Source organism: Tenacibaculum sp. TC6 (assembly GCF_050606265.1).
GTDB lineage: Bacteria > Bacteroidota > Bacteroidia > Flavobacteriales > Flavobacteriaceae > Polaribacter.
The window spans coordinates 117,712-130,959 of record NZ_JBOCUK010000005.1 but is presented as its reverse complement, the minus strand read 5'-3'; the positions used below and the strand labels follow the sequence as shown (position 1 = coordinate 130,959).

The 13,248-nt window shown below is 32.0% G+C and carries 15 protein-coding genes; 13 read left to right on the top strand and 2 right to left on the bottom strand.

Translation table 11 applies throughout. The features are described 5' to 3' along the window. The 10 genes from secY (at position 1) to eno (ending at position 7,442) form a co-directional block, all read left to right on the top strand. Positions 1-1,323, top strand: a complete 1,323-nt coding sequence (gene secY, locus ACQY1Q_RS04500; protein ID WP_431004142.1) for a preprotein translocase subunit SecY — start codon at positions 1-3, stop codon at positions 1,321-1,323. Between the two features lies 1 nt (position 1,324). After that, the gene (infA, locus tag ACQY1Q_RS04495) at positions 1,325-1,540 is read left to right on the top strand and encodes a translation initiation factor IF-1 (RefSeq protein WP_004568721.1); all 216 of its coding nucleotides are present in this window, start codon (positions 1,325-1,327) and stop codon (positions 1,538-1,540) included. A 12-nt stretch (positions 1,541-1,552) separates the two neighbouring features. Next, positions 1,553-1,669, top strand: a complete 117-nt coding sequence (ykgO, locus tag ACQY1Q_RS04490) for a type B 50S ribosomal protein L36 (RefSeq protein ID WP_013621733.1) — start codon at positions 1,553-1,555, stop codon at positions 1,667-1,669. 2 nt (positions 1,670-1,671) lie between these two features. After that, positions 1,672-2,037 (top strand): 30S ribosomal protein S13, encoded by a 366-nt coding sequence (rpsM, locus tag ACQY1Q_RS04485; protein WP_431004094.1) that lies wholly within the window; start codon positions 1,672-1,674, stop codon positions 2,035-2,037. Between the two features lie 33 nt (positions 2,038-2,070). Beyond that, on the top strand, positions 2,071-2,457 hold the full coding sequence (gene rpsK / locus ACQY1Q_RS04480; RefSeq protein WP_431004093.1) for a 30S ribosomal protein S11: 387 nt from the start codon (positions 2,071-2,073) through the stop codon (positions 2,455-2,457). Positions 2,458-2,580: 123 nt separating this feature from the next. Continuing rightward, on the top strand, positions 2,581-3,186 hold the full coding sequence (gene rpsD, locus ACQY1Q_RS04475) for a 30S ribosomal protein S4 (RefSeq protein ID WP_431004092.1): 606 nt from the start codon (positions 2,581-2,583) through the stop codon (positions 3,184-3,186). Positions 3,187-3,282: 96 nt separating this feature from the next. Further along, positions 3,283-4,275 (top strand): DNA-directed RNA polymerase subunit alpha, encoded by a 993-nt coding sequence (locus tag ACQY1Q_RS04470; RefSeq protein ID WP_431004091.1) that lies wholly within the window; start codon positions 3,283-3,285, stop codon positions 4,273-4,275. Positions 4,276-4,336: 61 nt separating this feature from the next. After that, complete coding sequence (rplQ, locus tag ACQY1Q_RS04465; protein WP_431004090.1) at positions 4,337-4,813, top strand: 50S ribosomal protein L17; 477 nt, start codon at positions 4,337-4,339, stop codon at positions 4,811-4,813. 99 nt (positions 4,814-4,912) lie between these two features. After that, positions 4,913-6,022, top strand: a complete 1,110-nt coding sequence (gene carA / locus ACQY1Q_RS04460; protein WP_431004089.1) for a glutamine-hydrolyzing carbamoyl-phosphate synthase small subunit — start codon at positions 4,913-4,915, stop codon at positions 6,020-6,022. Positions 6,023-6,152: 130 nt separating this feature from the next. Next, positions 6,153-7,442, top strand: coding sequence for a phosphopyruvate hydratase (gene eno / locus ACQY1Q_RS04455; RefSeq protein ID WP_431004088.1), 1,290 nt, complete (start codon positions 6,153-6,155; stop codon positions 7,440-7,442). A gap of 196 nt (positions 7,443-7,638) precedes the next feature. On the opposite strand, the gene ACQY1Q_RS04450 is transcribed toward eno, so the two are convergent. Beyond that, positions 7,639-8,496, bottom strand: coding sequence for a hypothetical protein (locus ACQY1Q_RS04450; RefSeq protein ID WP_431004087.1), 858 nt, complete (start codon positions 8,494-8,496; stop codon positions 7,639-7,641). A 530-nt stretch (positions 8,497-9,026) separates the two neighbouring features. On the opposite strand from ACQY1Q_RS04450, the gene ACQY1Q_RS04445 reads away from it, so the two are divergent. The 3 genes from ACQY1Q_RS04445 to ACQY1Q_RS04435 all read left to right on the top strand — a co-directional run bounded on the left by ACQY1Q_RS04445 (position 9,027) and on the right by ACQY1Q_RS04435 (position 12,462). Then, positions 9,027-9,785 (top strand): hypothetical protein, encoded by a 759-nt coding sequence (locus ACQY1Q_RS04445; RefSeq protein WP_431004086.1) that lies wholly within the window; start codon positions 9,027-9,029, stop codon positions 9,783-9,785. A 375-nt stretch (positions 9,786-10,160) separates the two neighbouring features. Beyond that, positions 10,161-11,444, top strand: coding sequence for a citrate synthase (locus ACQY1Q_RS04440; protein WP_431004085.1), 1,284 nt, complete (start codon positions 10,161-10,163; stop codon positions 11,442-11,444). 64 nt (positions 11,445-11,508) lie between these two features. After that, positions 11,509-12,462 carry an arginase gene (locus ACQY1Q_RS04435; RefSeq protein WP_431004084.1) on the top strand — a complete coding sequence of 318 codons (954 nt, stop codon included), beginning with the start codon at positions 11,509-11,511 and terminating at the stop codon, positions 12,460-12,462. Positions 12,463-12,515: 53 nt separating this feature from the next. On the opposite strand, the gene ACQY1Q_RS04430 is transcribed toward ACQY1Q_RS04435, so the two are convergent. Continuing rightward, a complete protein-coding gene (locus ACQY1Q_RS04430; protein WP_431004083.1) occupies positions 12,516-12,968 on the bottom strand; it encodes a hypothetical protein in 453 nt (150 codons plus the stop codon). Positions 12,969-13,248: the final 280 nt, after the last annotated feature.

Sequence of the window (13,248 nt, the reverse complement as noted above, 5' to 3'; positions counted from 1 at the left end):
ATGAATTTTATAAATACTTTAAGAGACATTTTCAAGATTGAAGAGTTAAAAGAAAAGATACTTTTAACTATAAGTTTAATCGCTGTGTATAGATTTATGGCTGCTGTTCCGTTACCAGGAATAGATCCAACACAATTAACAGCATTGAAAGATCAAACTGGAGGTGGTCTTTTAGGTTTATTAAACGCATTTACAGGAGGGGCATTTGCCAGAGCATCAGTGATGGCACTTGGTATAATGCCTTATATCTCTGCATCTATTGTAGTTCAGTTAATGGGTATTGCGGTACCATATTTACAAAAACTACAAAAAGATGGAGAAAGTGGAAGAAAAAAGATTACTCAAATAACCAGATGGTTAACAATCTTAATTACGTTGGTTCAAGGGCCAACTTATATTACTGCAATTAAAACCCAATTCGGATTACCTGAGTCAGCTTTCTTAGTAACAGGTTTAACATTTTGGGTTTCATCAATGATTTTATTAACAGCCGGAACCATTTTTGCAATGTGGTTAGGTGAGCGTATTACAGACAAAGGAGTTGGTAATGGTATTTCATTATTAATTACTGTAGGTATTCTTGCTAACTTCCCGGTTGCCTTTTTACAAGAAGTAGTTTCTAAAACAGAGAATGCTGGTGGAGGTGGAATCATGATGATTTTAATTGAGTTAGTAGTTTGGTTTGTAGTAATTTTATTAACCGTATTATTAGTAACAGCTGTAAGAAAAGTAGCAGTTCAATATGCACGTCGTACTGCAGTTACCAATATTAAGGATGTAGATGGCGCTAGACAATACATTCCTTTAAAGTTAAATGCTGCAGGTGTAATGCCTATTATATTTGCCCAAGCTATTATGTTTTTACCTGTAGCTTTAGGTCAAAAATACCCAGCTTTAAACAGTTTAGCTGATAATTTCGGTTTATGGTATAACGTTATATTTGCTATCTTAATTATTGTCTTCAGTTACTTTTATACAGCGATTACAATTCCTACAAATAAAATGGCAGAAGATTTAAAAAGAAGTAATGGTTTTGTTCCAGGGTATAAACCAGGAGAAGAAACAGCTAATTATTTAGATTCAGTGTTATCTAAAATAACATTTCCAGGATCATTATTTTTAGCAGCTTTATCTATCTTACCGGCAATTATTGTGAAATTTGGAGTAACTCAAAATTGGGCAATGTTTTATGGTGGAACATCTTTAATCATTATGGTAGGAGTTGCAATTGATACTATTCAACAAATCAACTCGTACTTATTAAATAGTCGTTATGACGGTTTAATGAAAACAGGTAACAGTAACAGAAAATCATTAAAATAATATGGCTAAACAATCAGCAATTCAACAAGATGGAACAATAACAGAGGCATTATCTAATGCTATGTTTCGTGTAGAATTAGAAAATGGACATATTGTTACGGCTCATATTTCTGGTAAAATGCGTATGCATTACATTAAATTATTACCAGGAGATAAAGTAAAATTAGAAATGAGTCCTTATGATTTATCTAAGGCAAGAATTACTTACAGATATTAAAAAATAAAACTGATGAAAGTAAGAGCATCAATCAAGAAGAGAAGTGCCGAGTGCAAAATTGTACGTAGAAAAGGCAGATTATATGTAATAAACAAAAAGAATCCTAGATTTAAACAAAGACAAGGGTAGTTATGGCTAGAATCGCAGGTATTGACATTCCAAAGAATAAAAGAGGAGTTATCGCTTTAACTTACATCTTTGGTATAGGAAAAAGCAGAGCTAAAGAAGTTTTAGCTAACGCACAAATAGATGAGAATATCAAAGTTCAAGAGTGGACTGATGATCAAATAGCAGCAATTCGTGAACAAGTTGGAACTTACACTATCGAGGGTGAGTTACGTTCTGAGATTCAATTAAACATTAAACGTTTAATGGATATCGGATGTCAAAGAGGTATTCGTCACAGACTTGGATTACCATTAAGAGGTCAAAGAACTAAGAATAACTCTCGTACGAGAAAAGGTAAGAGAAAAACTGTAGCTAACAAGAAAAAATAATCGCTAGATTATTTTTACTAATAGTAATGAATTATGGCAAAGTCTAAAGTAACAAAAAAACGTAAAGTTGTAATTGAATCAGTTGGTGAAGCTCACGTAACTGCATCATTTAACAACATAATCATATCTTTAACAAACAAAAAAGGTGATGTAATCGCATGGTCTTCAGCTGGTAAAATGGGCTTTAAAGGATCTAAGAAAAACACTCCTTATGCAGCACAATTAGCTGCTGAAGATTGTGCTTCAGTTGCTAAAGAAGCTGGATTACGTAAAGTTAAAGTATATGTAAAAGGACCAGGTAACGGTAGAGAATCTGCAATCAGATCAATCCACAATACAGGTATCGAAGTAACTGAAATCATTGATGTTACTCCAATTCCTCACAACGGATGTCGTCCACCTAAAAGAAGAAGAGTATAAGCTGAACTTTGTTTCAGTTTATACTTTACTATTATTTTATTAAGTATAAATTTTAACCTAGTAGGAGAAAAACGATTATCGAAGGATAGCCTTAATTCATAATCCCTACTTAATTAATTAGAAATGGCAAGATATACAGGACCAAAAACTAAGATTGCTCGTAAATTTGGCGAGGCAATTTTCGGAGATGATAAAAGCTTCGAAAAAAGAAATTACCCTCCAGGACAACACGGAGCTGGTAAAAGAAGAGCTAAAAAATCTGAATATGCTATTCAGTTAAATGAAAAGCAAAAAGCAAAATATACTTACGGTATATTAGAGCGTCAGTTCAGTAACTTATTCAAAAAAGCATCTGCATCTAAAGGAATTACCGGTGAGGTATTATTACAATTATGTGAGTCTCGTTTAGATAACGTTGTTTACCGTTTAGGTATTGCTACTTCTCGTAGAGGTGCTCGTCAATTAGTTTCTCACCGTCACATTACTGTTAACGGAGAAATTGTTAACATTCCTTCATTCAGATTAAAAGCTGGTGATGTTGTAGCTGTAAGAGAAAAATCAAAATCATTAGACGCTATCGAAAATGCATTAGCTGCTAACAGTAGTGTTTATGAATGGTTAACTTGGAATGCTGATTTAAAATCAGGAACTTTTGTTAAAGCTCCGGAAAGAATCCAAATTCCTGAGAACATCAAAGAACAATTAATCGTAGAATTATATTCTAAGTAATAAATTAATCACATTGGTATTCAGCCAAAGGGTTTATTTGAATTTCTTCAGACTTATAAACCGCGCAACTGAGTAACAATTAAAACGAAGAAAAATATGGCAATTTTAAACTTTCAAAAACCTGATAAAGTAATAATGATAGAATCTACTGATTTTACAGGTAGATTTGAATTTAGACCTCTTGAACCAGGTTTTGGATTAACAGTTGGTAATGCTTTACGAAGAGTACTATTATCTTCTTTAGAAGGATTTGCCATTACATCATTACGTATTGATGGGGTTGATCATGAGTTCTCAACAATAGAAGGAGTTGTAGAAGATGTTACTGAAATTATCTTAAACTTAAAACAAGTTCGTTTTAAGAAGCAAATTGAAGAATCTGACAGAGAAACTGTTTCTATTGCTGTATCAGGACAAGAGCAATTAACGGCTGGTGACTTACAAAAGTTTATTTCAGGTTTTCAAGTATTAAACCCTGACTTAGTACTTTGTAACATGGATAAATCTGTAAACTTTAATGCTGAAATCACTATCGAAAAAGGTAGAGGTTTTGTTCCGGCTGAAGAAAATAAAAGAGCTGGAGCACCATTAGGAACTATTTTTACTGACTCAATTTACACGCCAATTAAGAATGTAAAATATGCAGTAGAGAACTTCCGTGTGGAGCAAAAAACTGATTACGAAAAATTAGTTTTCGATATCGATACAGATGGTTCTATAAATCCAAAAGATGCTTTAACAGAAGCTGCTAAAATTTTAATTCACCACTTTATGTTATTCTCTGATGAGCGTATTACATTAGAAGCGGATGAAATAGCACAAACTGAAACATATGATGAAGAATCATTACACATGCGTCAGTTGTTAAAGACGAAATTGGTTGATATGGATTTATCAGTTCGTGCTTTAAATTGTTTAAAAGCTGCAGAAGTTGATACTTTAGGAGACTTAGTATCATTTAATAAGAGTGATTTAATGAAGTTCAGAAACTTTGGAAAAAAATCATTAACTGAATTAGAAGAGTTAGTGCACAACAAAGGATTAAATTTCGGAATGGATTTAAGTAAATACAAGTTAGATAGAGATTAACCTTTCATATTTTGCTCCTCGTTAAGAGTTTGTAGCAAGATGAAAGAAAAACCCAAATGTCATGAGACACGGAAAGAAAATCAATCATTTAGGAAGAAAGACAGCACACAGAAAATCGATGTTGTCAAACATGGCTTGTTCTTTAATAGAGCACAAGCGAATTAATACTACTGAAGCGAAAGCGAAAGCTATACGTAGATTTGTTGAGCCTTTAATTACAAAGTCTAAAACAGATACAACTCATAACCGTCGTGTAGTATTCAGTTACTTACGTAACAAATATGCAGTTACAGAATTATTTAAAGAAATATCTGTAAAAGTTGGTGACAGACCGGGTGGATACATTCGTATTATCAAATTAGGAAATCGTCAAGGAGATAACGCTCCAATGGCAATGGTTGAATTAGTTGATTACAACGAATTGTATAATGCAAATGGAGGAAAAGCTAAAAAGACTACTCGTCGTAGCCGTCGAGGAGGTGCTAAAAAAACTGAAACTCCTGTTGTTGAAACTCAGACATCACAAGAAGAAGAATAAAAATGAAAATTTTTATCAATTATATAAAAGGGATGAACATTTAATGTTTATCCCTTTTTTTTAAATATTTTTGCAACCAAATTATACACAACACACTAAATGAAATATCAGTCGAGAAAAAAAGCTTTAGTATTATTAGCTGATGGAACTATTTTCTATGGTAAATCAGTAGGAATTGAAGGTACCGCTACAGGAGAAATCTGTTTTAACACCGGAATGACAGGTTATCAGGAAATCTTTACAGATCCGTCTTACTATGGTCAAATCATGGTTACAACTAATGCCCATATTGGTAATTATGGAGTAAATAATGATGAAATAGAGTCTGAAGGAATTAAAATTTCAGGGTTAATTTGTAGAAATTTCAGTTTTACACATTCAAGACCTGCATCAGATGGAAATTTAAAAGATTGGTTTGAAAAACATAATTTAGTTGCTATTTCTGATGTTGATACCAGAGCATTAGTTTCTTATATTAGAGATAATGGAGCTATGAATGCTATTATTTCAACAGAAATAGATAATATTGACGAGTTAAAAAAGAAATTATCTGAGGTTCCAAATATGGAAGGATTAGAGTTAGCCTCTAAAGTGTCTACTCAAGAACCTTATTTTATTGGAAATGAAAATGCTCTGATAAAAATATCAGCATTAGATATCGGAATTAAAAAAAACATTCTAAGAAATTTAGCAAAGAGAGGTGCTTATATTAAAGTATATCCTTACAATGCTACTTTTGAAGAAATGAGCGATTTTAATCCTGATGGATATTTTATTTCTAATGGCCCTGGTGATCCGGAGCCTTTGACTGATGCACAAAATACCGCTAAAGAAATTATAGCTAGAAATTTACCATTGTTTGGTATTTGTTTAGGACATCAAGTTATAGCACTTGCTAATGGAATTTCTACCTATAAAATGCATAACGGCCACAGAGGAATTAATCATCCTGTAAAGAATTTAGTAACAGGAAAAGGAGAAATTACCTCTCAAAACCATGGTTTTGCTATTAACAGAGAAGAAGCAGAAGCACATCCTGATGTGGAAATAACTCATGTACATTTAAATGATAATACTGTTGCAGGTATTCAAATGAAAAGTAAAAATGTTTTTTCTGTTCAATATCATCCGGAAGCGAGCCCTGGACCTCATGATGCTGAGTACTTATTTGATCAGTTTATTGAAAATATAAAAAAGGCAAAAGCTTAATATAAATTCCCGCTTCAAAGCGGGAATTTGTGTTTGATAACGTTTTCGCAAAATCATAAGAATTTAAAATAATAAAAAGGCAGTATTTTGTAAATTGGCTGCCTATAATTACTAATAAACAAAAACAACTATGAGTATTATAATCAACGTTCATGCACGTCAAATTTTTGATTCTAGAGGAAACCCTACTGTAGAGGTAGATGTAACTACTGAAAACGGAATTATGGGAAGAGCAGCAGTACCTTCAGGGGCTTCTACAGGAGAACATGAAGCTGTTGAGTTGCGTGATGGAGGAAATACCTATATGGGTAAAGGAGTACTTAAAGCAGTAGAAAATGTAAATACTATAATAGCACAGGAATTATTAGGAGTATCTGTTTTTGAACAAAATATGGTTGATAAAATCATGATTGATTTAGACGGAACTTCAAATAAATCTAATTTAGGAGCTAATGCTATTTTAGGTGTTTCATTAGCGGTAGCTAAAGCTGCAGCTAATGAATTAGGGTTACCGTTATATCGTTATGTAGGTGGTGTTTCTGCTAATACATTACCGGTTCCAATGATGAATATTATTAACGGAGGTTCACACTCTGATGCTCCTATAGCTTTTCAAGAGTTTATGATTATGCCTGTGAAAGCAAAAAGCTTTACTGAAGCTATGCAAGTAGGCTCTGAGGTTTTTCATCAATTAAAAAAAGTGTTGCATGATAGAAACTTATCTACAGCAGTAGGTGATGAAGGAGGTTTTGCTCCGACTTTAGAAGGAACAGAAGATGCTATTGAAACTATTGCTTTAGCAGCAAAAAATGCAGGGTATAAATTTGGAGAAGAAATCATGATAGCCTTAGATTGTGCTTCGGCAGAATTCTATGTAGGTGGTAAATATGATTACACCAAATTTGAAGGAGATAAAGGTGCTGTTAGAACTTCTGAAGAACAGGCAGAATACTTAGCTCAATTATGTGAAAAATATCCAATTATATCTATTGAAGATGGAATGGATGAAAATGATTGGGAAGGATGGAAGCTTTTAACAGAAAAAGTTGGAAATAAAGTACAGTTAGTAGGCGATGATTTATTTGTGACTAATGTAGAGCGATTATCTAGAGGAATTGAAAATGGAATAGCCAATTCAATTTTAATTAAAGTAAATCAAATAGGTACATTAACAGAAACTATTGCTGCTGTTAATATGGCACACAATGCTGGTTATACATCAGTAATGAGTCATCGTTCAGGAGAAACAGAAGATAATACAATCGCTGATTTGGCCGTGGCATTAAACTGTGGACAAATAAAAACCGGTTCGGCTTCGCGTTCTGATCGTATGGCTAAATACAACCAATTACTACGTATTGAAGAACAACTTGGAGAGGTAGCTTACTATCCGCAAGAAAAAGCATTCAAAGTAAAATAAGAGAAATTGATATATAAAATTAAAAGCTCGTGTATTTACACGAGCTTTTAATTTTTGCTGATGTCCGTTTTTATACCCCTGATAAAAAATGTAAGAATATAAACAACAATCATCTAAGCAGTTTATAAAAGCAAAGGCTATCTTACATTGTAAGACAGCCTCCGAAATTAAATTCAATTCGTTATTATTTAATTTTTTAATTTAAGTTTAAGAATTCATCCTTAGAAATTTCGCCTGTGTAAATTTTATGTAATTCTTCCACATGAGCTAAAATAGATTCGTGCTGACTTTGCTCTATGTATGATGGTTTCTTTAAGTCTGATCTTAATCTACCATCTTTTACATAATAGTCATAGTAATAGAAAAAGGTTCTATCAAAATTTCTGTTAGTATAACTACCATTATCTCCTAATAAATACCCTAATCTAAACGCAGATCTTCTTTGTGCAGCAGTTCCGTGAGAACTTCCTAATGGTCCTGCCAGTGTTTGTGAGAAATTATAAGCACCTGCAGCTGTATTCCAATTACTAGTATAAGATCTTCGAATAAAATAACCTCCAAATCCATCAGCTTCTAATTCAGTAGCACTAACATGATTTGAACTAGGTATGGTGTTATCTCTAAACTGTACCTGATGTCCCATTTCATGCGCAGCTACGTATGCAATAGATACATTTCCATAATTTAAAGCACTAGCTAATAATTCTTCACCCCAAACTATATAACCACCAGGATATGATAGAGCATTAAAAGTTCCGCTTCCCCCTGCTAAATATAAAGGCACATTACCCATACCAAAAAAGTTAGCAGCTTTGTTGTGTTGAGATTTTAAAAAATCAGTAGTCGATTGATTTACTATATATTCAGCCCAATAAGAGTTAGGACCAAAACCATCAACTGTATAACACTCAGCATTATTAACTTCTAACATGCTTGGAGAGGTAATGCCTATAGGTGCATTGTCGTTTGTAAAATTGTTCTCTTCTTGAGTAGTACATTGTACAGTAAGAAGAGCGATGCATAATGATGCAATAGAAAATTTAATTTTTTTCATTGTTAAGAAGGGTTTTAGAATTGAATTTGTGTGATGAAAAGTAAGGATAGATATCGGGTTAACAAAAAAATAACAAAAAATTAACATTTTTTCCTGTAATGTTATTTTTGAATAGGCCCAAAATTTCAAAGAAATCCCTTTTGTATATTTTTATTGAAAAATAAAAAAGAATAATTAAAGTAGATTAAATGAAACAACATAAAATCAATTAGTAGAATATAATAATTGTTTTTTTATTGTATTGATTATCAGTTTTTTTATTTTGTCATGTAAAGTAGGTTGTTAAGAAGATGTTTCAGGTTGTTTGTATATAATATTTTAAGGAAAGAGATAAAATAAGTACATTAATAATATGCTATAAGAAAAGTTAGGCTATAAATAAAATGTTAAAAGCTTATTTTATAGGTTTTTGACTTCTTCTGGTTTTATTCTGTAAATAAAGAATTTAAAATGAATTCATTTCAGAAAAGCGGAGATAATCGAATCAACTTCACTGTAAAAATTATAATAACAAAAAACTATTTAAAAAAATGAAAAGCCTATTAAATTATCCTTTAATTATATTTTTTATCACATTATGTTTCACATCATGTGTAGAAGAAAAAGAAGATGTGTATGACACAAATTCCTTTGTGCATAGAACAATTGAAAAAGAAACAAATTATCAGAATTTAGTGTTTAATGGTCCGGATGATTTTACTCAAGTTCCTTGGCCTGAAAATTATGAAATACTTGGTGAATCCATCCCTATTCCGGGTGATCATACACTTTCAGGGTCTAATCCGATATTAAGTGAACTTAATGATTTTAGCACATTTGTATCCAATGTGCCGTTAACACTTAAAGTTTCAAGTTCAGGAGGAAGTTGGTATAAAACATATGCCTATACTTTTACTAATAGATCAAAACAATCCATGCATATTGATGCGGCTGTTTTAATGTTTGTAGCTCCTAAAAATACAAGTGGAGAAAGACATGTTTCTATTCTTAACAATGTTGAAGGACATGGGCATCCTCAGCAAGATTTTGTAGAAGTGCCTTTGGCAAATGGCGTTGATTCATATTATATAGCAAGATTAGTATTTCACGATGTTACGGAAGCTAAAAGAACTTTAACTCCGGGTAGTTCACTCGTATATATGATTGGAATACCATTAAACCCGTTTGTTGATCCTTATGGAATCTCAGTCGAAGATTCTCAACATACTATGAGATTTATTGCTGACCTTTCCGGAAATAAAAATGAAGATTTAGTAAGAAAATACGGAACTAAAAGATATGCCAATTAAATATCTTAGAAAGAAATAAAATTAATGTTGATTTGATATCTCAAAAATTTGTAAAACTTTGTTTGCTCTATAAGTAAGCAAAGTTTTCTTTTAGGTGAAGAAAATATTAGAGTAAGATAAAAAAGTATAAACGATAAAAACAGCTTTTTAGCTTTTAAAGCTATATTCAAAAAAATGTTTACTAACTGAAAAAGAATAGCATTAAGAAAAAATAACGCTAATTAAACCGTAGACATTCAGGTAGAAATTTATAAATTGTGAAATAAATAATTCTTATTTTTTGATGTTAAAAATCTATAATAAGGAACTTTTAAAATTTTATAAAAAATGGTATCTTCGCAACTCACTTCAATTATAAATAATTTTAGATAAAAAATGTCAGATATAGCAAAACTACAGATTGGCGAAAGCACATATGAATTTCCTTTGATAAAAGGAACTGAGAACGAAACAGCAATCGATATTAAAACCTTAAGGGATACTACCGGTGCGGTAACAATTGACCCAGGTTTTAAGAATACAGGTTCTTGCCAAAGTGCTATTACATTTTTAGATGGAGAGAAAGGTATTTTAAGATACAGAGGGTATGCTATTGAAGAGTTAGCTGAAAAAGCAGATTTTTTAGAAGTGGCTTACTTGCTTATTTTTGGTGAATTACCAACTGAAGAGCAATTAAATAAATTTTATAGTGATATTTTAGATCAAGCTATTGTTGATGATGATGTAAAGAAAATTTTAGATGCATTTCCTAAAAATGCACACCCAATGGGAGTGTTATCTTCTTTAACTTCTGCATTAACAGCTTTTAATCCTTCTTCTGTAAATGTTGATTCAGAAGAAGATATGTATAAAGCTATCGTAAAAATTATGGGTAAATTCCCTGTGTTAGTGGCTTGGACTTTACGTAAAAAACAAGGATTACCATTAAACTACGGATCTCGTAAATTAGGGTATGTTGAAAATATTTTAACAATGATGTTTCAAAAACCAAATGACGAGTATGAATTAAACCCTATTATGATTAATGCTTTAGATAAACTATTAATCTTACATGCAGATCATGAGCAAAACTGTTCTACATCAACAGTACGTATAGTAGGATCTTCTCATGCTGGTTTATTTGCCTCTTTATCTGCAGGTATTTCTGCTTTATGGGGACCTTTACATGGAGGTGCTAACCAAGCGGTTCTTGAAATGTTAGAAGCAATTAAAGCTGATGGAGGAGATACCAAAAAATACATGGCTAAAGCAAAAGACAAAAATGATCCATTCCGTTTAATGGGATTCGGTCACCGTGTGTACAAGAATTTTGATCCACGTGCCAGAATTATTAAAAAAGCGGCTGATGAAGTATTAGCAGATTTAGGAGTAAGTGATCCAATTTTAGATATCGCTAAAGGTTTAGAAAGAGAAGCTTTAGAAGATCAATACTTTGTAGATAGAAAATTATATCCTAACGTAGATTTCTATTCAGGAATTATTTACCGTGCTATGGGAATTCCGGTAGAAATGTTTACCGTAATGTTTGCTTTAGGACGTTTACCTGGATGGATAGCTCAATGGAGAGAAATGCGTTTAAGGAAAGAACCAATAGGAAGACCACGTCAGGTATATACCGGATATAACTACCGTCCTTTTGTTGGGAAAATAAACAAATAAAAAAATTAACAAAATGTCATTTAATTTATAGATGGCATTTTTTTATTGAATTCATACTTACCAAATGAAAGAAATAAAAATTATAAAAAATAGATCTGATATAGGAGCAGGAACGCGGGGTTCCGATATGGGAGTTGATGCCATAGAAATTGCTGCTATTAATAGAGGAAGTAATTATTTTGATAGATTTACACATGAAGATGTAATAACTGAAAATGAATCTATTTATAACAGAGAAAATAATTCCTTTGCTAAACGAATAGAAAACGTGTTTAATCAATGCAAACGATTAGCAAATCACGTTAAAGTAAATTTACAAGAAGGAAACTTTCCTATAGTTATTTCCGGAGATCATTCTTCTGCGTTAGGAACTATTAGTGGTATAAAAGCTGCTAATCCTACAAAGAAAGTAGGTGTTGTTTGGATTGATGCACATGGAGATTTACATTCACCTTATACTTCACCATCGGGAAATATTCATGGAATGCCGTTAGCGGCAACAATAGCTGATGATAACTTAGACTGTCAAATTAATGATGTAAGCAGAGAAACTGCAGAGTTTTGGGAACAAATGAAAAATGTAGGAGTCCCAGGACAAAAGGTAGCACCTGAAAATCTAGTTTTCTATGGAGTTAGAGACACTGAAGAGCCAGAAGATAAACAAATTGAAAAGTACGGAATAAAAAATTATAAAGTAGCAGAAGTTCGTTTCAGAGGAATTGAGGTTTGTGTTAATGAAACCCTTGAGAAACTTAGTGATTGCGATGTAATTTATGTGTCGTTTGATGTAGATGCAATGGATTGTGATATGATTTCTTACGGAACAGGCACACCGGTGCCAAAAGGATTTGATCAATACGAAATTATAGAAATTATAAAAGGACTGTTGGCAAGTAAAAAAGTGGCTTGCATAGAGTTTGTTGAAGTAAACCCGTTATTAGATTTAAAAGGAAATAAAATGGCAGAAACTGCTTTTGAAGTACTTGAAGAAATAACGAAAACAATAGAGAATATATAAAAATCTACAAAAAACGAGCTTAATTAAGCTCGTTTTTTTATAAATATCATGTCTTATTTTTGATAATGAACATAAGTGGCCTTTATAGCAAAATCACTAAAAAAACCTTCAACACTTAATGTTCCTTCTTGAAACCCGGGTTGCAATGTAATGCTCACTTTAGCTTCAATAGATTTAGGTGGATTCGGGCGTACAGTAATTGTACCTTTTGAATCAGCTTCAATAGAAGTATAACCGGTACTACCATTAAATTTTGCAGGTCCAGTAAACTTTAGGTTTGTGTAAGAGCCAAGTCCCCATAAAGTGTTAATTACAATATCACCAAAAGCGTTTTTAGTAACAGAAGAAGAATCTTCCGTAATCGTTAATTCTAAGGTTCCGAAAGGACCATTTATAGAATATGGATTTTGGAAAGCATATTTAGCAATAATGCTAACCGTTCCTGAGGCCAATTTTTCTAATTCTTGATTAGACTCAATGTGAGTTTTTTCTAAGGTAGTTGCCATAATTTCTTTTTTTTAATGAATGAATAATTTTAATTTTTTAGTTATGCCAGATAACTTCAGTAAGAGGAATAGAAATCTCATTTTTTCCAAACTTTAGAAGTTAATCAGGTAAGTAGAATCAATATTTTGAATTAGATTAAAATTTCAAGTTTTATATCAAAGTTCTAAAAAAGTAAAAGTGGTTTTAAATTTAATGTATTGAAAGTTAGTTTTTTAAGTATGATTGATTGAAAAGGAGGTAGAAAAAGAAGATTAGGAAAAAATAAACCTTTATATTTGT

What these genes read in the sequence shown, in the direction of transcription:
- secY (WP_431004142.1), top strand. Translation starts at nt 1, where the DNA reads ATGAATTTTATAAATACTTTAAGAGACATTTTCAAGATTGAAGAGTTA.
- infA (WP_004568721.1), top strand. Translation starts at nt 1,325, where the DNA reads ATGGCTAAACAATCAGCAATTCAACAAGATGGAACAATAACAGAGGCA.
- ykgO (WP_013621733.1), top strand. Translation starts at nt 1,553, where the DNA reads ATGAAAGTAAGAGCATCAATCAAGAAGAGAAGTGCCGAGTGCAAAATT.
- rpsM (WP_431004094.1), top strand. Translation starts at nt 1,672, where the DNA reads ATGGCTAGAATCGCAGGTATTGACATTCCAAAGAATAAAAGAGGAGTT.
- rpsK (WP_431004093.1), top strand. Translation starts at nt 2,071, where the DNA reads ATGGCAAAGTCTAAAGTAACAAAAAAACGTAAAGTTGTAATTGAATCA.
- rpsD (WP_431004092.1), top strand. Translation starts at nt 2,581, where the DNA reads ATGGCAAGATATACAGGACCAAAAACTAAGATTGCTCGTAAATTTGGC.
- ACQY1Q_RS04470 (WP_431004091.1), top strand. Translation starts at nt 3,283, where the DNA reads ATGGCAATTTTAAACTTTCAAAAACCTGATAAAGTAATAATGATAGAA.
- rplQ (WP_431004090.1), top strand. Translation starts at nt 4,337, where the DNA reads ATGAGACACGGAAAGAAAATCAATCATTTAGGAAGAAAGACAGCACAC.
- carA (WP_431004089.1), top strand. Translation starts at nt 4,913, where the DNA reads ATGAAATATCAGTCGAGAAAAAAAGCTTTAGTATTATTAGCTGATGGA.
- eno (WP_431004088.1), top strand. Translation starts at nt 6,153, where the DNA reads ATGAGTATTATAATCAACGTTCATGCACGTCAAATTTTTGATTCTAGA.
- ACQY1Q_RS04450 (WP_431004087.1), bottom strand. Translation starts at nt 8,496, where the DNA reads ATGAAAAAAATTAAATTTTCTATTGCATCATTATGCATCGCTCTTCTT.
- ACQY1Q_RS04445 (WP_431004086.1), top strand. Translation starts at nt 9,027, where the DNA reads ATGAAAAGCCTATTAAATTATCCTTTAATTATATTTTTTATCACATTA.
- ACQY1Q_RS04440 (WP_431004085.1), top strand. Translation starts at nt 10,161, where the DNA reads ATGTCAGATATAGCAAAACTACAGATTGGCGAAAGCACATATGAATTT.
- ACQY1Q_RS04435 (WP_431004084.1), top strand. Translation starts at nt 11,509, where the DNA reads ATGAAAGAAATAAAAATTATAAAAAATAGATCTGATATAGGAGCAGGA.
- ACQY1Q_RS04430 (WP_431004083.1), bottom strand. Translation starts at nt 12,968, where the DNA reads ATGGCAACTACCTTAGAAAAAACTCACATTGAGTCTAATCAAGAATTA.